Annotated in this window: 17 protein-coding genes; 6 read left to right on the top strand and 11 right to left on the bottom strand. The window is 68.1% G+C overall.

Going from position 1 to position 19,555, the window contains the following annotated elements; genetic code table 11:
* Positions 1–272: 272 nt before the first annotated feature.
* A complete protein-coding gene (locus tag ACXI0U_RS09860) occupies positions 273–692 on the top strand; it encodes a hypothetical protein (RefSeq protein ID WP_148304340.1) in 420 nt (139 codons plus the stop codon).
* Positions 693–866: 174 nt separating this feature from the next.
* Here ACXI0U_RS09860 and ACXI0U_RS09855 read toward each other — a convergent pair whose 3' ends face one another.
* Positions 867–1,121 (bottom strand): hypothetical protein, encoded by a 255-nt coding sequence (locus ACXI0U_RS09855; protein ID WP_021221691.1) that lies wholly within the window; start codon positions 1,119–1,121, stop codon positions 867–869.
* Between the two features lie 297 nt (positions 1,122–1,418).
* On the opposite strand from ACXI0U_RS09855, the gene ACXI0U_RS09850 reads away from it, so the two are divergent.
* Positions 1,419–2,141, top strand: coding sequence for a phosphatase domain-containing protein (locus tag ACXI0U_RS09850; RefSeq protein ID WP_479550164.1), 723 nt, complete (start codon positions 1,419–1,421; stop codon positions 2,139–2,141).
* A 398-nt stretch (positions 2,142–2,539) separates the two neighbouring features.
* On the opposite strand, the gene ACXI0U_RS09845 is transcribed toward ACXI0U_RS09850, so the two are convergent.
* The 10 genes from ACXI0U_RS09845 to ACXI0U_RS09800 form a co-directional block, all read right to left on the bottom strand.
* The gene (locus ACXI0U_RS09845; protein WP_021221689.1) at positions 2,540–3,184 is read right to left on the bottom strand and encodes a response regulator; all 645 of its coding nucleotides are present in this window, start codon (positions 3,182–3,184) and stop codon (positions 2,540–2,542) included.
* A 175-nt stretch (positions 3,185–3,359) separates the two neighbouring features.
* A complete protein-coding gene (locus ACXI0U_RS09840) occupies positions 3,360–4,490 on the bottom strand; it encodes a protein-glutamate methylesterase/protein-glutamine glutaminase (protein ID WP_479550163.1) in 1,131 nt (376 codons plus the stop codon).
* Entirely contained in the window at positions 4,487–5,296 is an 810-nt protein-coding gene (locus ACXI0U_RS09835; protein WP_479550162.1) for a CheR family methyltransferase, read from the bottom strand. The genes ACXI0U_RS09840 and ACXI0U_RS09835 overlap by 4 nt, the downstream gene beginning before the upstream one ends.
* Positions 5,296–5,805: a chemotaxis protein CheW gene (locus ACXI0U_RS09830; protein WP_184490392.1), complete on the bottom strand. Its 510-nt coding sequence runs from the start codon at positions 5,803–5,805 to the stop codon at positions 5,296–5,298. Before ACXI0U_RS09830 ends, ACXI0U_RS09835 begins: the two co-directional genes overlap by 1 nt.
* A 10-nt stretch (positions 5,806–5,815) precedes the next feature.
* Positions 5,816–7,462 (bottom strand): methyl-accepting chemotaxis protein, encoded by a 1,647-nt coding sequence (locus ACXI0U_RS09825; protein WP_374981023.1) that lies wholly within the window; start codon positions 7,460–7,462, stop codon positions 5,816–5,818.
* Positions 7,463–7,474: 12 nt separating this feature from the next.
* Positions 7,475–9,673, bottom strand: coding sequence for a chemotaxis protein CheA (locus tag ACXI0U_RS09820; RefSeq protein WP_479550161.1), 2,199 nt, complete (start codon positions 9,671–9,673; stop codon positions 7,475–7,477).
* 14 nt (positions 9,674–9,687) lie between these two features.
* Complete coding sequence (locus tag ACXI0U_RS09815; protein ID WP_479550160.1) at positions 9,688–10,014, bottom strand: STAS domain-containing protein; 327 nt, start codon at positions 10,012–10,014, stop codon at positions 9,688–9,690.
* A 1-nt stretch (position 10,015) separates the two neighbouring features.
* Complete coding sequence (locus ACXI0U_RS09810; protein ID WP_021221682.1) at positions 10,016–10,381, bottom strand: response regulator; 366 nt, start codon at positions 10,379–10,381, stop codon at positions 10,016–10,018.
* Between the two features lie 14 nt (positions 10,382–10,395).
* Positions 10,396–11,409 (bottom strand): methyl-accepting chemotaxis protein, encoded by a 1,014-nt coding sequence (locus ACXI0U_RS09805; protein WP_374981912.1) that lies wholly within the window; start codon positions 11,407–11,409, stop codon positions 10,396–10,398.
* 184 nt (positions 11,410–11,593) lie between these two features.
* Entirely contained in the window at positions 11,594–12,634 is a 1,041-nt protein-coding gene (locus tag ACXI0U_RS09800) for a GGDEF domain-containing protein (protein WP_271661223.1), read from the bottom strand.
* Between the two features lie 262 nt (positions 12,635–12,896).
* Here ACXI0U_RS09800 and imuA point away from each other — a divergent pair, with 262 nt between their 5' ends.
* The 4 genes from imuA (at position 12,897) to ACXI0U_RS09780 (ending at position 19,553) form a co-directional block, all read left to right on the top strand.
* Positions 12,897–13,508, top strand: a complete 612-nt coding sequence (gene imuA / locus ACXI0U_RS09795) for a translesion DNA synthesis-associated protein ImuA (RefSeq protein WP_271661224.1) — start codon at positions 12,897–12,899, stop codon at positions 13,506–13,508.
* Position 13,509: 1 nt separating this feature from the next.
* Positions 13,510–14,925, top strand: a complete 1,416-nt coding sequence (locus ACXI0U_RS09790; protein ID WP_271661225.1) for a Y-family DNA polymerase — start codon at positions 13,510–13,512, stop codon at positions 14,923–14,925.
* Entirely contained in the window at positions 14,922–17,999 is a 3,078-nt protein-coding gene (locus ACXI0U_RS09785; protein WP_479550159.1) for an error-prone DNA polymerase, read from the top strand. Before ACXI0U_RS09790 ends, ACXI0U_RS09785 begins: the two co-directional genes overlap by 4 nt.
* Positions 18,000–18,248: 249 nt before the next feature.
* Entirely contained in the window at positions 18,249–19,553 is a 1,305-nt protein-coding gene (locus tag ACXI0U_RS09780) for a sensor histidine kinase (protein WP_479550158.1), read from the top strand.
* Positions 19,554–19,555 lie beyond the last annotated feature (2 nt).

Below are 19,555 nucleotides of genomic sequence, written 5' to 3'. Positions count from 1 at the left end.
TGGGGTTCTTGTGGGTGTAGTCGGGGGCGGCGGAACACGTGAATGGCGTGGCCTCGCTGAAGAGATCGAACCCCGCTGGGGTGAATAGTTCAGCGCCAGGCCGGCTGGATGGCATTTGGTCATCATTCCGTCATGGGCTTCGGGTTAGCTGTGCGCCACGCCTTCCAGCCTGGCTGGAGGGCCCGGCGTGCCTGGCCTGCGAATTTTCCCTGAACCGTCCTCGTCCAGCCTCTCTCTGAACCTCTGTGATCCCTTTCCTGGTGAGCAAGACCATGAACCAGTTATTCGCAATGCTGCTCGGCCTGTTCGGCGCGGGCGAAACCGTCGCCGATGAGCAGAAGTCCGTGCAGCCGCTCCCCGAGCCCATCAGCGTGCAGCAGTGGCAGGCGGCCTTCGACGAGGCACTGGCGTTGCCGGAGGTCCGCTACTCGTCGTCGGACCTGGTGACCATCGTCAAGAACGAGCGCGACGGCTCGGTCTACCTGTTCACCACCAGCAAGCACCCGGCCTACCCGGCGATGATCGAGCGGCGCCTGGTGGGGTCGGATGGCCTGCGCTATTCCAGCACCGGCAGCTACGCGGGAAATGGCCAGGCCTATGCGGCGTGGCTGGAGAAGTACCGCCAGTTCGACAACCGTCCCTATGAGTCGATGGCTGCGAGCAAGGGCACGGAGCTGTCTTCGGCCAACTGACGGGTGCCTCCAACAACGTAGGCGAAGCCGTCAATGCAAGGCAAAACAGGCGAAAAAGCGCAGGTTACGCCGTGTAAATGAGCATTTTGATCGGACTCGCGCACGAGCCTGTTCTTAACGCCGCGATGGCAACGCAGGTCGTTTCTAGAAGTGCCCAACGGGCCGGGCGGGGAATCAGGGTTCAGCCTTGAAGGCCGCGCCCCGGCGGGTGAGGGTGATGCCGGTGGCGCTGACCAGCAGCAGGCCCTGGCCGTCGCTCTGCTCACCGTGAGACAGCTGGCCGCTGATCAGGCCAAGCTCCGCGAGATCGCGCAAGCCGATCATGACCCGGGCAGGGTCGCCTTCCAGAACGGCGGCATCACGAGGGGCGTCCTCACTGAGCTGGGCAAGGAGGGAACGCAGGAGCAGGGTGCGGCTTTGGATATCCATGAACGGGACTGCGGTGGGGACCGTCGCTGATTCTAGATCAGCTTGGCCCAGCGTGGTGTGGCGATTGTCGGACATCCAGTGAAATGGCCTGTGCGCTGGGCTGGTGGGTGGGCTCCGCCGCATGGGTTTCGCTTCGCTCGCAGAACGCCGCCCGACCCATCCTACGAAAGCACGTCGTCACGTGCGTGCTGGATTCGCGATCGGTGATCGCCGCCAACCGACAAATTTTTCACGTCTTCTTGATCCAGCCTTTACGGGTGTTGCTCCAGGGTATGGCCATCTTCTGGAGGATGCGCGATGACGCCCGGACCCCGACTCTCGCTGTTTTTCGCAGGCCTCTTGGCCGTCGCTTCGCTGGCCGTGCCGCTGGCCCAGGGCAATAGCCAGGTGCCGGAGCCGGCGGCCATGCTGTCGCGCCAGGCCTGGGCGGTGTCGCTGGACCCGGGCTTCAACCTGTACCGCATGACCCCTTCGCTGTTCCGCAGCGCCCTGCCGGATGCCCGCGACCTGCCGCATCTGCAGCGCCTGGGCGTGCGCACGGTGGTGAGCTTCATCAAGGAGGACGACGCCGAGTGGCTGGGTGATGCCCAGGTGCACCGGGTGAGCATTCCGTTGCATGCCGATCGGGTCGATGACGTGGATGTGCTCCGCGTGCTGCGGGTGTTGCGCCGGGCCGAAGCCCAGGGGCCGGTGCTGATGCACTGCAAGCACGGTCGCGACCGCACCGGGCTGATGGCGGCCATGTACCGCACCGTGGTGCAGGGCTGGAGCCGTGCCGATGCGCTGGCGGAGATGAAGGCCGGCGGCTTCGGCGATGCGCGGCAGATGGACGATGCCATCGCCTATGTCGAGGGCGCTGATATCGACGCCCTGCGCCAGGCACTGGACAGCGGCGCCTGCAGCACCCGCGCCCTGGCCGCCTGCCAGGTGGGGCGCTGGTTGCGCGCCACCTTCGGCGAGGGTCCGGACGAAGAGGTGGCCCAGGGCGATGCCGTCCAGCAGGAGCGTGCCGACTCCTAACGGCGGCTTTCGCCGGATGCGTCGGGCGCACAACGGGTTCGCGAGCAGAGCTCGCTCCTACGCAAGCGGGTGCTGTGGCTGGGCTGAGGCGCAGCCGCTTTGCGGATGAATTCGCGCTTGCAGGGATGGCGAGAAGTGGCCAGCCCCGCCGTAGGGGGTGCTGCGCGCACCTGGAGGGGCGGGTGCACCCAAAAAGACAAAATGAGCGATGGGGCGAGGGCAGCGAGTTGGAGCAAGAAGAGCGGTGGGCTGAAGCGGAGCGCCGCCCGGCCCGCCCTACGAGGGTGCGTTGAGGGGCGTCGTGGCTCGGCGGCAATCCGTAGGTGCCGGCAGCTCCGTTTGGTGGATGTAAAAAGCGACATCCACCCTACACAGCCCTCACCATCGTGCGGCTGGGTTCAATCGTCCGGGCTGATGATGCCCTTGCGCACGGCGTAGAGGACCAGGCCGGGGATGTCGTGGATGTCCAGGCGCTTCATGATCTGGGCACGGTGGGCCTCCACGGTCTTGACGCTGAGGCCGAGGCCGTCGGCGATGGAACGGGTGGAGGCACCGCGGCTGATCAGGCGGAGGATCTCCACCTGGCGCTGGGTGAGGCCGGGGTCTTCGCTGCCGTGCTGGCGGGACAGGGCCTGGTCGATCACCGGCTGGGCGATGGCCGAGCTGAGGTAGCGCTGGCCACGGTCGACGGCCTTGAGGGCGAGGGCCAGCTCGACCATGGCGGCGTCCTTGAGCAGGTAGCCGTAGGCGCCTTTCTCCAGGGCGGAGAGCACCACCTCGGCATCGGTGTGCATCGACAGCATCAGTACGCGGGATTCGGGCACACGGGTGCCGAGGCGCTGCAGGGCCTCCAGGCCATCCACACCGTGCATGGAAATGTCGAGGAGAATGATGTCCGGCTTCAGTCGCTCGGCCATCTCGACGGCCTGTTCGCCGTCCTCCGCTTCTCCAACTACTTCGTAACCCTCCAGGTCGTTGACCATGGCGCGGACGCCAACGCGGATCAGTGCGTGGTCGTCGGCCAGCAACAGGCGACAGGTCATGGGCGCTCCTTGCGCAACGCGTCGTTTATGCATTACTCCAAGTGCAGGCTGCCCTAAAAAAGAGCAGGCCTACAGGTACGGAGTAGCATCCGACACGAAGGTTCGCCCGGATCGACCGGACGGACGGTAGCACCGGGCCAGCATTCTGCCGGCTCGTTTCAGGGGTTGCGGCCTTCTATTTGGCGGCTTCGGCGGTCTTGTCGGGTGTTTGCCCCCGTGAGTAGCGAATGATGACTTCGGAAAGTTTCGACAGGGGTTCGGTGCTTTGCGCGGCGCCCATGCGCAGGGCTTCCTTGGGCATGCCGAAGACCACGCAACTGGCTTCGTCCTGGGCCACGGTGCGGGCGCCGGCCTCGCGCATGGCCAGCAAGCCCCGCGCACCGTCGTCGCCCATGCCGGTCATGATCACGCCCAGGGCGTTGTGCCCGGCGTGGCGGGCGACGGAGCGGAACAGCACGTCCACTGAAGGTTTGTGGCGGTTGACGTGGGGTCCGTCGAGCACTTCGACGAAGTATTGCGCGCCGCTGCGCTTGAGCTGCATGTGGCGCCCGCCGGGGGCGACCAGGGCCAGGCCGGGGCGCACGCGGTCCATGTGCCGGGCTTCGCGCACGTCGATCTGGCAGACGGTGTCCAGGCGCTGGGCGAAGGCGGCGGTGAATTTCTCCGGCATGTGCTGGACGATGACGATGCCGGGGCAATCCACCGGTAACTGGCGCAGCACCACCTCCAGGGCCTGGGTGCCGCCGGTGGAGGTGCCCAGGGCCACCACCCGGTCGGTGGTGGCGTAGCCGGTGGGGCGTGCCGCCGGTTCGGCCGGCGCCGCTGCCGGCGTGGCCTTGGCCGGCGGTGGCGGCGGCGCGCTGCGCGGCATGGCGTGGGGGCGGCTGCGGGCGGCCAGTTCGATCTGCCGGATCAGGTCGCCGGAGAGCTGCTGCAGGCTGTCCTTGAGCCCCTGGCGGGCCTTGGTGAACACGCCGACGGCGCCGGCGGCCAGGGCTTCGAGGGTGATGGCGGCGCCGGCTTCGGTGAGGGTGGAGCAGATGATCGAGGGCGTCGGCCGCTCGGCCATGATCTTGCGCAGGAAGGTGATGCCGTCCATGCGCGGCATTTCCACATCCAGGACCAGTACGTCGGGCCATTGCTTGCGCATCTTGTCCAAGGCGAACAGCGGGTCGGCGGCCTGGCCGATGACCTGGATGCCGGGGTGGCTGTCCAGGCAGGCGGTGAGCACCTGCCGCACCAGGGCGGAGTCGTCGACGATGAACACCTTGATCGGGTTCGGGGCGGGTTTGCTGAGCGGGCTCATGTGCGTTGGAATACCGAGGGCCGCACTGCACGCAGCGGCAGGTTGAAGCCATGCAGGCTTTCCGCATGGCCGATGAAGAACAGGCCGTCCGGGCGCAGGCGCTCCACCAGGCGCGCGACCATGGCGCGCTTTTCCTCCTGGCCGAAGTAGATGAGCACGTTGCGCAGGAAGATTACGTCGAAGGGGCCGATTTCCTTGGGGATCGGCCGGGTCAGGTTGAGTTCGGCGAAGGCCACCCGGTGGCGCAGGGCCTGGCTCATGCGGAACAGCCCCTCGCTTTCCTCCACGCCCTTGAGGCAGTGGCGCTTGAGCCAGCCGGTGGGGAAGTTCTCCGCCTGCTCCATGGGGTAGGTGGCCAGGCGCGCCGTTTCCAGCACGCGGCGGCTGAGGTCGCTGGCGAAGATCGACCAGTCCTGGGTGCGGGCGTTCTCGGCCAGGGTCATGGCCATGCTGAAGGCTTCCTGGCCGGAGGAGCTGGCGGCGCTCCACAGGTGCAGCGGGCGGCGCTGGTGGGTGACCCATTCGCCGAGCTGCTTGAAGTGCTGCGGCTCACGGAAGAAGTAGGTTTCGTTGGTGGTGAGCAGGTCGATGACCGTGCGCCGCTCCTCCTGGGAGGCGGGGTCGTCGAGCACCTTCATGTAGTCGCCGTAGCTGGTCAGGTCGAGGGCGCGCAGGCGGCCCATCAGGCGGCCGGCCATCAGCGTGCGCTTCTGCTCGGCCATGCGGATGCCGGACGCCTCCAGCATCATCTGCTGCAGGCGGCGGAAGTCGCTGTCGCTGAGCTTGGGCAGGTGGCTGGTGGGCATCAGCCGGCCTGCTGGGCGAGGCTCAGCTGGCGGATGTCGTCCAGCGAGAGCACGCGGCGCACGTCGAGGATGATGGTGAAGCCACGCTCGTCGCGGGCCATGCCGGCGATGAAGTCGGTGCGGATGCCGGCGCCGAAGGGGGGAGGCTGTTCCACCTGGCCCGCTTCGATGTCCAGCACCGCGTCCACCGCATCCACCACCAGCCCGATCCGCTGGTGATTTTCGTCCAGGTCCAGCTCGATGATGACGATGCAGGTGCGCTTGTTAGGCACGCTGAGGTCCTGGCCGAAGCGCGCCGCCAGGTCCAGCACCGGCACCACGTTGCCGCGCAGGTTGATCACCCCGTGGATGAAGGGCGGCATCATCGGCACGGTGGTGACCTGGCCGTATTCGATGATCTCCCGCACCAGGTCGATGGGCAGCGCGTAGCGTGCGTCACGCACCCGGAACGACAGGTGCTGAACGCTTTCCGCTGCCTCGCTGGCCAGGATTGCCTGGAGTTCGATCATGCCGCTTCCCTCAGTTGAAGTTGACGAAGTGGCCTTCATCGGCCGGAGCCTGGGGTTTGCGGGCCACGGCCGTGCTGGGCCGACGTAGCTCGCGCACGGCGGCGGGGCGCTCCATGCGCACGGGCGAGATTGCCCGCACGGTGGTCGCTTCGAGCCGGAAGTAGCCGATCAGCTCCTGCAACTGGCTGGCCTGGGCGTTCATCTCCTCGGCGGTGGCCGCCAGTTCCTCGGAGGCGGAGGCGTTCTGCTGGGTGATCTGGTTCATCTGGCCCATGGCGATGTTGATCTGCGCGGCGCCAGTGGTCTGTTCCTGGGAGGCGGCGGTGATCTCCTGCACCAGGTCGGAGGTCTTCTGGATGTTCGGCACGATCTGGTCGAGCAGGGCGCCGGCCTGTTCGGCCAGGTGCACGCTGTTGCTGGCGACGCCGCCGATCTCCTGTGCGGCCACCTGGCTGCGCTCGGCGAGCTTGCGCACTTCGGCGGCGACCACCGCGAAGCCCTTGCCATGGTCGCCCGCGCGGGCGGCCTCGATGGCGGCGTTGAGGGCCAGCAGGTTGGTCTGGTAGGCGATGTCGTCGATGATGCCGATCTTGTCAGCGATCTGTTTCATGGCCTGGACCATCTCGCCCACCGCCTGGCCGCCCTGCACGGCGTCGTTGGCGGCCTTGCCGGCGATGCCGTCGGTGATCTGCGCGCTCTCGGTGTTCTGCGCGATGGAGGCGGACATCTGCTCCACCGAGGCCGTGGTCTCCTCGACGCTGGCGGCCTGTTCGGTGGCGGCCTGGCTCAGCGACTGCGAGGTTGCACTGACCTCCTCGGAGGCCGAGGAAAGCGAGTCGGCAGCGCTGCGGACGTCACTGATGACGGAGCGCAGACGCTCGGTCATGTGCTTCATGGAGGCCAGCAGGCGGCCGGTCTCATCGCGGCTATCGACCTCGATCTCGGTCGACAGGTCGCCCTCGGCCAACTTGTCAGCCACGACCACCGCACTGTTCAGCGGACGGGTGATGGACCGGGTGACGAAGATGCCGATGGCGAAGCCGACCACGGCGGCCAGGACCATCAGGATGATCATCTGGGTGCGCGAGCCGAGGTAGATCTCGGTGATGGTGTCGTTGGCCTCCTTGGCGCGGGCGTCCTTCTGGTTCACCAGGTCGGTGAACAGCTTGTCGGCGTCGTTGCCATGGGCACGCAGTTCGGGCATCAGCGCGGTGAACTCGGTGCTGCTGGCCAGCGGCACGTTCTTGCTCAGCTCGAGTATCTGCCGGACGACCTTCTCGTACGCCGCCAGGCTTGCCTCCATTTCCGCCAGCTTGGCCAGGGACTGTTCGCTTTTGAAGCTGTCCCGGGCGTTATTGATGTGCGTATGCACGCTCTGGAGCGCCTCCACGACCTGGTCGGCGGTGCGCTGGCGCTCCTCGAGGGTGGTGGCCAGCAGGTGACTGCGCAGGTGGCGACCGATGTAGATGAGGTCCATGTTGCCTTTCATCATGGTTTTCAAGGCACCGACTTCTCCCAGGTACATCCGGTCGGTGAGGTCGTTGACCTTGTGCAGGTTGACGATACCCAGCCCGCCCACTGCGGCGGTGAGCAGCACCACCAGGGAGAAGCCGCCGATCAGACGGGCTCCGATTTTCATGTTGCGGATGAGTTGCATGGTGAGTCTCTCCTACTGACCCGCAAGATCGGGTCGTGCTGGTACGGGGTTGGCGAGGGCGCGCGGTTCTGCGTCCGCGTTCTGTTGCAGGTGCTGGAGCAGGCTGGCGATGTCGAGGATCAGCGCCACCTGGCCAGAACCGAGGATGGTGGAGCCGCTGATGCCTCGCAGGTGTTCGAAGAGCAGGCCGAGGGGCTTGATCACCGTTTGCAGTTCGCCATGCAGTTCCTCGACTATCAGCCCGGCCTGGCGCCGGCCGAGGCTGACTACCACGATGTTGCGCCGGCCGCGGTTGCTGCTGGGCAGGTCGAAGTGGGCGGCCAGGTCGATGCAGGGCAGGGGGCGGCCGCGCAGCTCGATGTGGCCGTAGGCCCGCCGGCCGAGACGGGCCTCGTCCAGCTCCAGGCACTCGGTGACCATGTCCAGCGGCACCACGAAGTGTTCCTCGCCCAGGCTCACCAGGAAGCCGTCGATGATCGCCAGGGTCAGCGGCAGGCGGATGCGGAAGGTGCAGCCGAGGCCGGGGCGCGAGTCGATCTCGATGCTGCCGCGCAGGGCGTCGATGGCGCTGCGCACCACGTCCATGCCGACGCCACGGCCGGAGAGGTCGGAGACGTTGTCGGCGGTGGAGAAGCCGGCGGCGAAGATCAGCCGCTGGATATCGTGTTCGGGCAGGTTGGCCTGGGGGTCGATGAGGCCGCGGGCGATGGCCTTCTCGCGGATGCGCGCGGTGTTCAGGCCGTGGCCGTCGTCCGCCACTTCGATGACGATCATCCCCGACTCGTGGTAGGCGTTGAGGCTCAACCGGCCTTCGGCGCTCTTGCCGGCGGCCAGGCGCTGCTCGGCGGATTCGATGCCGTGGTCGATGGCGTTGCGCACCAGGTGGGTGAGGGGGTCGGCGAGCTTGTCGATCACCGACTTGTCCAGTTCGGTGTCGGCGCCGCGGATTTCCAGGCGGATGTCCTTGCCCAGCTGCTGGCTGACGTCGCGCACCACGCGGTGGAAGCGGTTGAAGGTGTCGCCGATCTCGATCATGCGCAGCTTCAGCGCCGCCTCGCGGATCTGCTCGACACGCTGGTTGACCGTCTGCGCGCCTTCCAGGCACAGGGCGTTGCCGTGCATCTGCGCTTGCAGCTGGGCCCCGGCGGCGCTGATCACCAGCTCGCCGACGAGGTTGATCAGCTCGTCGAGCTTGTGCGCAGCGACGCGGATCTGGCTGCTTTCCTGGACCTTGCGCTCCCGCGAGCTCTTCTGCTTGGCCAGGGCGGCATTGACCGCTTGCGGCGCGACGATGCCTTCCTCCACCAGCACCGCGCCGAGGGCCGGTTTGAGCTCGGCGGCAACGGCCTGCAGGGCCAGGCCCTGGGCCAGTTCGTGCTCGGTGAGCAGCCCGCTGGCGACGAGGATGGCGCCGATGCGCTCGTCGGTTTCGGGCAGTTCCTGGATCAGGCGGATGTAGTCGTCCAGGGCGCTGTTGGGCGGCAGGATGCGCAGGGTGCAGAAGTCGTGGATGAATTCGAAGACGTCCTCGATCTCGGCCTTGGCGGCGTCGCTGAGGAGGTCGATCTCCATGCCCAGGTAGCAGCTTTCCGGGTCCAGCTCGGCCAGGGGCGGCAGGGCGTCGTCGATCACCTGGAGGTTGAGCACATCGCCTAGGCGGCTCAGGTACTGGACGAAGGCGATGGGGTCGAAACCGTTGCGCAGCAGGTCGGCATGGAAGCGCAGGGAGATGTGCCAGGCGCCGTCTTCGGCGACGTTGCCATCGGCCGACGGCATCGTTTCACCCGGCACCTTGGCCGCCGGCGCGGCCGTGCCCAGGTGGGCGGCGAGGGCGGCGAGCAGTTCGGTCTGGTGTTGTTCGTCCACCGGCAGCTCGCCGGTTTCCGGGTCGATGAGGGCGATCATCGAGACGATTTCGTCGAGGCAGCGCAGCATCAGCGAGACCAGCGACGGGTCGAGCGCGCGCTGGCCGTCGCGCACTGCCATGAGCAGGTTTTCCAGGTGGTGGGTGAAGCTCACCAGGGGCGTGAGGGAGAACAGCCCGGCCGAGCCCTTGAGGGTGTGCATGGCGCGGAACAGGCCGTTGATGGCCGCCGCGTCCTCGGGCTGCTGGTCCAGCTGCAGCAGGTACTCCTCGGCCTGCTTGCCGAGGTCGCGGGCTTCCTCGATGAAGCCCAGCAGCAGCTGGCTCCACTGTTCGCCATTGAGCATGGGGGCGCCTCCGTTCAGGCCGCGGCCGGTTGCTCACCGGGCAGCAGCACGTCCAGGCGCAGCAGGCTGACGATTTCCAGCGCGGCGCCTTGCAGGTTCACCACTTCGACCGTGTTGCCGGCCAGCACCAGTTGCCGGCGCAGGCCGAGGAGCAGCTGCACGCCGGCGCTGTCCAGTTCTTCCAGCTCGGCGAGGTCCAGGCGCCAGGCCTCGACCCGCGCATTGGCCGCCAGCAGGGCCAGCAGCTCGCCGTGGGCCTGGGCCACCTCGTAGATGGTCAGGCTGCCGCTCAGGGCGAGCTGGGCCGGGGTGGCGGCGGTGTCGAAGGCGATGCCGAACATCTCAGCCCACCAGCTTTTCGACGGCCGCCAGCAGTTGCTGCGGCTGGAAGGGTTTGACGATCCAGGCGCGCGCACCGGCGGCCTGGCCTTCGGCCTTCTTGCTCTGCTCGCTTTCGGTGGTGAGCATGACGATGGGGGTGAAGCGGTAGTCCTTGTGGGCCTTGATTTCCTTGACCAGGCCGATGCCGTCGAGGTTGGGCATGTTCACGTCGCTGATGATCAGGTTGATCTTCTGGCCGTTGAGCTTGGTCAGGGCATCACGCCCGTCGACAGCTTCGATGACCTGGTGGCCGGCGCCGCCGAGGGTCATTTTCACCAGTTGGCGCATCGACGAGGAGTCGTCGACTATCAGGATGGTCTTGGCCATGGGGCCTCCAATGATCAGAAAAAGGTGACTTCGCTGTTCTGCGCAGGCTGGCCGTGGCGGCCGGTGCGCTCTTCGTCCGTGGTGAACTGCCGGCGCAGTTCGGTGAGCCAGCGCTGCGGCTGGCCGAGGATCGGGTCCTGCTCGCGCAGGGCACGTTGCAGGCGCTCCAGGTCGCCTTGCAGGTGGTCGAGCATCTGGTCGGAGCGGTCCTGGAATTGCAGGCTGACGATGATGTCCTGGATGTCCGCCTGGGTGGTGCGGGCGTCGCGCTGCAGGTCGCGGGAGGTGTCGGTGAGCTCGTCGAGGTTGGCGCTGAGGCCCTGCATGATGTCGCCGGCCACCTGGTCGAGGTAGCGCAGGTTGTTCTCCTCGCTGACCGAGAGTTCCTCGGCGGCGCTGACGGTGGAGCGGATCGCCTGGTTGATCTCGCCGACCTTCTCGACCATGCGCTGGCCGGTTTCGGCGGAGAGGCTGGAGAGCTTGCGCACCTCGTCGGCCACCACCGAGAAGCCGCGCCCGTAGTCACCGGCCCGGGCCGCCTCGATGGCGGCGTTGAGGGCCAGCAGGTTGGTCTGGCTGGCGATGTCCTGGACGTGCTTGGACATGCTCTGCAGCTCGCTGGCGTAGCTGTTGAGGTGGCCGATGGTGGCCAGCAGTTCGTTCTTGTGGGCGGTGGCGCCGTGGAAGGCGGTGGTGACCTCGTCCAGGCGTTGCTGGGCCTGGCGCAGGTTGTCGGTGACCCCGGCGCCGCCGATCACGCTTTCCGAGCGTTGCAGGGTCTGGTCGAGGCGCTGGGCCAAGCTGGCGAAGCGCTCGAACAGCTTGCTGACATTGCCGCTGACCAGTTGGCGCACCTGGCCGATGTTCTGCTCCCAGGCGGGCAACACGGCGCTGAGCAGGGGCTGGCAATCGGTGGTCGGCGGGGCCACATCCACCGGCGCCGCTTCCACCACCACCGGGGCGCGGGGGCGCAGGAGGAGGGCGGCGACGGCGGCGAGGGCGATGCCGGCACCCGCGACCCAGGGCATCTCCAGCCCCAGGCCGGCGATGCCGAGGAGAAGGGCGAACCAGAGAACGGAATAGGCCAGCACGGCAAGGTCCCGGTAGTGGATGGATACCCGGAACCATAGGAGGTGAAGCGCTTCGTCGAAATCGGGGTGGCCCCTAGGGGCGTCTAGGGGAATCCGGTCATAGCGGAAATGGCGCGGGCGATCAGGGCACGCAGTCGCTGATCACCAAGCGGTTGCGGCCCAGGGCCTTGCCTTGGTAAAGGCGCTTGTCGGCACGGCGGTAGAGCTCGTCGCCGCTGTGGCCGTCGACCTGCCATTCGGCCAGGCCGAAGGTGGCGGAGAGGGGGATGAGCTGTTCGCCGTAGTGCAGGGGCGACTGTTGCAGGTCGAGGCGCAGCGCCTCGACCAGGTGCGCGGCGGCGTCGCGGCGGGTTTCGCGCAGCAGCAGGCCGAACTCCTCGCCGCCCAGGCGGCCGATCAGGTCGGTGGCGCGCAAGCGTTGCTGCAGGCGCTGGCAGATGTGCCGCAGGGCCTGGTCACCGGCATCGTGGCCCCAGCGATCGTTGACCTGCTTGAAATCGTCCACGTCCAGCACCACCAGCACCAGGCTGAGACCGCCCCGTTTGGCCTCCTCGATGCTGCGCTCCAACGCACGCTGGAAGAAGTCGCGGCTGGCGACGCCGGTCAGCGCATCGCTGTGGGCCAGACGCCGCAACTGGGCGTGGGCCACTGCACGGCGGGCCTCGTAGATGTGCACGAAGGCCATGATCAGCAGCCCGCAGAGCATGGCGTTGCCCAGGTCGATCAGACCCCTGGCATCGGCTGCCGGGGGGAAGCGCAGCAGGTAGGCGATGACCGCCACGGCCAGATAGGGCATGGCCAGGAGAAAGCCACGCAGCTTGCCCAGCAACAGGTAGGAGAGCACCGGGATCAGGTAGATCCAGACGAAGGCCGTGGGCGAGGCGTCGGGCATGACGATGATGTAGATGAGGAAGCTGAAGGTGGGCAGCAGATAGGCATAGAGCCAGGGCGTGAGGACCTGGACGTGGCGGATGCGCTGGCAGGCCCAGCCGAGCAGGATCGCGGTGGCCATTTCCAGGAAGGACAGGACGAGGTTGCCGGCGATGAACTGCAGCACGGAGAAGCAGGCCAGGGTCAGGGCGGTGGAGCTGAAGATCAGCCGCACCAGGGCTCGCTGGTCGGCGTCTTCGAGGCCGGTGGCGCTTTCGTGGGGCTGCTGCATCGACGGGCTCATCCTGCATGCCGTGAGCGCCTAGGCTATCCCAAGGCATTGGCGCCCCGTTAGCCTTTCCTCCGGTTCCGCTCACTTTTTGTACAGGGCATTCGCGCCAGGGGCAGGCCGCCCGTCCTACGGCAAGTGGCGTGCATTGCCGTAGGAATAGGACTGGATTACTGTATATAAATACAGTTATTCATGCCGAGCCCTCCATGCCTGCCTCCTTTCCCCCTGCCGTAACGGGCGCTTCCAGCCGGAGCGACGCCTGATGGGCGCCGTGGTCGCCCTCGATGCGCTGCTGGACGAGCGCCGGGTCTGGAAAGGCCAGGCCAGCACCCAGCCGAGCGGTGCCCAGCCCACCGGGCATGCGGCCCTGGATGCGGCATTGCCGGCGGGCGGGTGGCCGGAGTCCGCGCTCAGCGAAATCCTCGTGCCGGGCACTGGCCTGGGTGAGCTGCAATTGCTCTGGCCGACCCTGGCGCGCCTCACCGCCAGCGCCGAGCGCGTGGCCCTGGTGGGCGCGCCGTACCTGCCGTATCCCCAGGCCTGGCAGGCCGCCGGGGTGGACCTGCGCTGGCTGGTGCTGATCGAGGCCGAGGGCCGCGATGGGCTTTGGGCCGCCGAGCAATGCCTGCGCTCGGGCAGCTGCGGCGCAGTGCTCTGCTGGCCACGCCAGGTGGATGACCGCGCCCTGCGCCGGCTGCAGGTGGCGGCGGAAACCGGGCAGACCCTGGCCTTCGCCTATCGCCCCCAGCAAGAGGCGCACAACCCCTCGCCGGCGGCCCTGCGTCTGGCCTTCGACGGCCCCGGCCGGGTGCGGGTGCTCAAGTGCCGGGGTGGCCTGGCGCCGGCCGCCAGCCTGGCCCTGGCGGGGCACTGACATGCGCTGGGCCTGCATCCTCCTGCCGCAGCTGGCCCTGGACGCCGTGCTGCGCCGCCGCGACGACCCTGAGGCGCCCCTTGCGCTGCTCACCGGTACGCCCCAGCGCCGCGTGCTGCAGGCGGTGAACCCAGCCGCCCGGGCCCTGGGCCTGCGCGCGGGCATGGGCCTGACCGCTGCCCACGCCCTGACCCGCGATTTCGCCCAGGCCGAGTACAACGCCGCGGAGATCGAGCACTGGCAGCGCTTTCTCGCTGCCTGGGGCTACGGCTTCAGTTCCCATGTGAGCCTGCGCTACCCCCGTGTGCTGCTGGTGGAGATCGCCTCCAGCCTCGGCCTGTTCGGCCCCTGGCCGCGTTTCGAAGCACGCCTGCGCGAAGAGCTGACGGCGCTGGGCTTCCGCCACCGCATCGTCGCGGCCCCCAACCCGGTGGCGGCGCGCATCCTGGCCAACGCCCACGACGGCCTGGCGGTGGCGGAGGGCACAGCCCTGCGTGAGGCCCTGGAGCGTCTCCCGGTAGAGCGTGCCGGCTTCGAGCCCGAGGTGGCCACGGCCCTGGGGCGCATGGGGTTGCGCCGCCTGAAACAGGTGATGACGCTGCCGCGCGACACCCTGGCCAAGCGCTTTCCTGCACGGGTGCTGCAGCACCTGGACGAACTGCAGGGCAGCCGTGCCGTGGTCCTGGACTGCTACCTGCCACCGGATGAATTCAATGGCCGTATCGAGCTGAACTTCGAGGTGGAATCCAACCAGGCGCTGCTGTTCCCCCTGCGCCGGCTCACCGCCGACCTGGCCGCCTTCCTCGCCGGGCGCGACAGCGGCGTGCAGCGTTTCGTATTGCATCTGGAACACGCCAGCCAGGCGGACAGCCAGGTGCCTGTGGGCCTGCTGGGGGCCGAGCGCGACCCGGCGATGCTCTTCGAGCTGGCCCGTGGCCGCCTGGAGCAGCTGCAGGTGGTGGCGCCGGTGCGCGGCATGCGCCTGCAGGCCCGTGACCTGCCGCGCTTCGTGCCCGAGCACCGCGAGCTGTTCGACCCGCGCCCGCAGCAGAACCTGCCCTGGGAGCAATTGCGCGAACGCCTGCGCGCACGCCTGGGGGATGACGCCGTGCGCGGCCTGCAGGCCCACGCCGACCACCGCCCCGAACATGCCTGGCGCCTGGGGGTGGACGGCCTGGCCGGGCCCTTGCTGCAGGGGCCGCCACGGCCCGGCTGGCTGCTGCGCGAGGGCCAGCCGCTGCGCGAGTTCGCGCCGCGCATCCTCGCCGGGCCGGAGCGGGTGGAATCCGGCTGGTGGGATGGCGACGACCAGCGCCGCGACTACTACCAGCTGGAAACCCGTGACGGCCGCCGCGCCTGGGCCTGGTGCCCGGCCGGGGAACTCGGCCCCTTCACCCTGCTGGGCTGGTTCGCATGAGCGCCGGGTACGCCGAGCTGCACTGCCTGTCCAACTTCAGCTTCCAGCGCGGGGCCTCCAGCGCCGCCGAGCTGTTCGAGCGCGCCAAGCAGCAGGGCTACGCCGCCCTGGCGATCACCGACGAATGCACCCTGGCCGGCATCGTGCGGGCCTGGCAGGCCGCCAAGGACAGCGAGCTGCCGCTGATCGTCGGCAGCGAGATGGCCATCGAGCACGGCCCGCGCCTGGTGCTGCTGGTGGAGAACCTGGCCGGCTACCAGCACCTGTGCCGGATCATCACCCGGGCTCGGCGCCGCGCCGCCAAGGGCGAATACCGCCTGCTGGCGGAGGACTTCGACGACGCCCTCGACGGCCTGCTGGCCCTCTGGCTGCCCGGCGAGGCGGCGGATGCGGAGGAAGGCCGCTGGCTGCGCGAGCGCTTCCCCGGCCGCCTGTGGCTGGCGGTGGAACTGCACCGCGGCGCCGATGACGCCAGCCGCCTGGCCCGCTTGCAGGCCCTGGCGGCGGAGCTGGGCATTCCCGCCGTGGCAGCCGGCGATGTGCACATGCATGCCCGGGGCCGCCGCGCCCTGCAGGACTGCATGACCGCCATCCGCCACCACTGCACCCTGGCCGAGGCCGGGCAGCGGCTGTTTCCCAATGGCGAGCGGCACCTGCGTTCGCGGGCGGTACTGGAGCGCTTCTACCCGTCGGCGCTGCTGGCCGAGACCCTTGTGATCGCCGCGCGCTGCCGCTTCGATCTGGGCGAGATCAACTACCAGTACCCCCGCGAGCTGGTGGCGGAGGGGCACACGCCGGTGAGCTGGCTGCGCCATCTGGTGGCCGAGGGCATCCCCAAGCGTTGGCCCAAGGGCGCCAGCCCTAAGGTGCTGGAGACGGTGGCGCACGAGCTGTCGCTGATCGAGGAGCTGGGTTATGAGAGCTACTTCCTCACGGTGCATGACATCGTCCGCTTTGCCCGCTCGAAAGGCATCCTCTGCCAGGGGCGCGGCTCGGCGGCCAACTCGGTGGTGTGCTTCGTGCTCGGCATCACCGAGCTGGACCCGAGCCGCTTCAACCTGCTGTTCGAGCGCTTCCTGTCCAAGGAGCGCAAGGAGCCGCCGGATATCGATGTCGATTTCGAGCACGAGCGCCGCGAAGAGGTGATGCAGTACGTGTTCCGCCGCTACGGTCGGGGCCGCGCCGCACTCACAGCCGTGGCCAGCACCTACCACGGCACCGGGGCGGTGCGGGATATCGCCAAGGTGCTGGGCCTGCCGCCGGACCAGGTCAACGCCCTGGCCGATTGCTGCGGCAGCTGGAGCGACCACGCACCGCCCGTGGACCGCCTGCTGGAGGCCGGCTTCGATCCCGAAAGCCCGGTGATGCGCCGCGTCCTGGCGCTGACCCATGAACTGATCGGCTTTCCCCGGCATCTGTCGCAGCACCCGGGCGGCTTCGTCATCTCCGAAGCACCGCTGGACACCCTGGTGCCGGTGGAGAACGCCAGCATGGCCGAGCGCACCGTGGTGCAGTGGGACAAGGACGACCTCGACGCCCTGGGTCTGCTGAAAGTGGATGTGCTGGCCCTGGGCATGCTCACCACCCTGCGCCGTTGCTTCGGGCTGATCGAGCGGCATCGGGGCAGGACATTGACCTTGGCGGGACTGCCTGAGAAAGACGCCGCCACCTACGAAATGATCAGCCGCGCCGACACCATTGGCGTGTTCCAGATCGAATCCCGCGCGCAGATGGCCATGCTGCCGCGCCTGCGGCCCAAAGAGTTCTACGACCTGGTGATCCAGGTGGCCATCGTGCGGCCGGGGCCGATCCAGGGGGATATGGTTCACCCCTATTTGCGGCGGCGGAACAAGGAGGAGCCGGAGGATTACCCCTCCGAGGAGTTGCAGACGGTGCTCCAACGCACCCTGGGTGTTCCGCTGTTCCAGGAACAGGTGATGCAGATCGCCATGGTGGCGGCCAAGTACACAGCGGAGGAGGCCGATGGGCTGCGCCGTTCCATGGCCGCCTGGAAGCGCCATGGCGGCCTGGAGCCCCATCGCATCCGCCTGACCGAGCGCATGCTGGAGAAGGGTTACAAGCCCGAGTTCATCGCGCGCATCTTCGAACAGATCAAAGGCTTCGGCAGCTACGGCTTCCCCGAGTCCCACGCCGCCAGCTTCGCCCTGCTGGCCTATGCCAGCAGCTGGCTCAAGTGCCACGAGCCGGCGATCTTCGCCTGTGCCCTGGTGAACAGCTGGCCCATGGGCTTCTACACCCCCGACCAGGTGCTGCAGGACGCCCGCCGCCATGGCATCGAGGTGCGCCCGGTGGATGTGCGCCACAGCGATTGGGATTGCGACCTGGAGCCCGATGCGCGCGGGCGCCTGGCCATCCGCCTGGGGCTGCGCATGGTCAAGGGCTTCAACGAGGAGGCGGCCATGCGTATCTCCGCTGCACGTGCCCTGCGCGCCTTCGACGACGTGGCCGACCTTTGCCACCGCGCCCGCCTGGATGCCCGCGCCCGTGAACGCCTGGCCGATGCCGGCACCCTGCGTGGCCTGGCCGGCCATCGGCATCGGGCGCGCTGGGCGGTGGCGGCGGTGGAGGAGGAGCTGCCGCTGTTCGCCGGCCTGCCGCAGCAGGCGGAACTGCCCGTGGACCTGCCGCTGCCCAGCCGTGGCGAGGACCTGTACGCCGACTACGACACCCTGGGCACCACCCTCGGTCCCCATCCCCTGGCCCTGCTGCGCGGTGCCCTGGCCAAGCGGCGCTGCCGCAGCTCGCGGGACCTGGCCGCCACCGAGCACGGCCAGGGGGTGAGCGTCGCCGGCCTGGTCAAGGGCCGCCAGCGCCCGCAGACCGCCAGCGGGGTGATCTTCGTCACCCTGGAAGACGAGTTCGGCATGGTCAACGTGGTGGTCTGGAACGACATCGCCGTACGCCAGCGCCGCGTGCTGGTGGGCTCGCAGATGCTGCAGGTGGATGGCCGCCTGGAGAGCAAGGACGGCGTGCGCCACCTCATCGCCCGCCGCCTGCACGACCTAACGCCCTTGCTGGCCGGGCTGGATGTGCGCAGCCGGGATTTCCATTGATCGTAGGCATCGTGAAAGCCGCCAGCCCGAGGGGGCTTGACCGCTGTGTAGGGTGGAGGTCGCTTTTTACCTCCACCAGCGGTGTTTCCGGCGAGCCCGGATGGTGGACGGGTGGGGCGTCGTCCACCCACGCCCAACCCGGCGACTGGCCTGCGAAGCCGGGTGTAAGGGAAATGAGACAGCTGTCACATGATGGCAACCTGGCACTGCTTGAATGGCGCCCATTCTCAGTGGAAGGAGCCTTGGATCATGGCAGCCGAAAGCAGTCTGGCGCGCCTGCTCAAACCCGTTGCGGGGCTGGAACCGGCAATGAGCATCAGCGATGTGGCCGACCGGCTGCTGACCCCGGAACACAAGACCTTTCTCTCCCTGCCGGTGGTGGACGCCGAGGCCCGGCCGCTGGGCCTGGTGAGCCGCTACACGCTGCAGGACATCTTCATGCAGCGCTTCGGTCGCGACCTCTGGGGGCGCCGCCCGGTGAGCGAGGTGATGAACGCCACGCCCCTGGTGCTGAGCCTGGAGATGAGCCTGGAGCAGGCCGCCAAGCAGATCACCGCCGAGCTGCAATACCCCATCACCGAAGATTTCATCCTGGTGGACGGCGAGGGTCGCTACCAGGGCCTGGGCACCGTGCTTGATCTGCTCAAGGCCATGGAGCTGCGCATCGCCCAGCGCAACCAGGTGCTGCGCAAGGCGCTGGTGGACCTCAAGGAATCCCAGGCCCAGCTGGTGCAGTCGGAGAAGATGGCCTCCCTGGGCCAGATGGTCGCCGGCGTCGCCCATGAGCTGAACACCCCGCTGGGCTACGTGAAGAACAACGTGCAGCTGCTCGACCAGCTCACCGCGCCGCTCACCGGCCTGGCCCGCAGCCAGGCGGCCCTGGCCGACTGCCTGCGTGACCCGGACTGCGACGAGCAGCGCCTGGGCGATGCCCTGGATGCCGCCGCGGCGATGCGCGAGCAGGTGGCGCCGGAGCTGCTGGCCGAAGACCTGCGCCAGCTCTATGGCGACACCCTCTATGGCCTGGAGCAGATCGGCGAGCTGGTGGCCGGGCTCAAGGACTTCGCCCGCCTGGACCGCGCCATGAGCGAGGAAGTGGACCTCAACGACTGCATTCGCAGCGCGCTGCTGATCGCCCGCAACCACATCAAGGACAAGGCCGAGGTGCAGCAGCAGCTGGGCGAACTGCCCCGCGTGGCCTGCGCGCCGTCGCAGATCAACCAGGTGCTGCTCAACCTGCTGACCAACGCCGCCCAGGCCACGGTCGGCTTCGGCCGCATCCAGATCAAGAGCTGGGCCGAGGCGGACTGGGTGTGCATCTCGGTGCAGGACAGCGGCTGCGGCATGGCACCGGACGTGGTGCGGCGCATCTTCGATCCCTTCTTCACCACCAAGCCGGTGGGCGAGGGCACGGGGCTGGGCCTGTCCATCAGCTACAAGATCATCCAGGACCACGGCGGCAGCATTCGCGTGGCCTCTGAAGTGGGGCGCGGCACGCGCTTCCTCATCCGCCTGCCGCGCGTGCAGGCCCGTGAAATGAAACGGAGCGCCTGACC

It is taken from the genome of Pseudomonas sp. C9D1, from assembly GCF_056491235.1.
The sequence above is the reverse complement of the archived record's forward strand: the minus strand, read 5'-3'. Positions and strand labels throughout refer to the sequence as shown.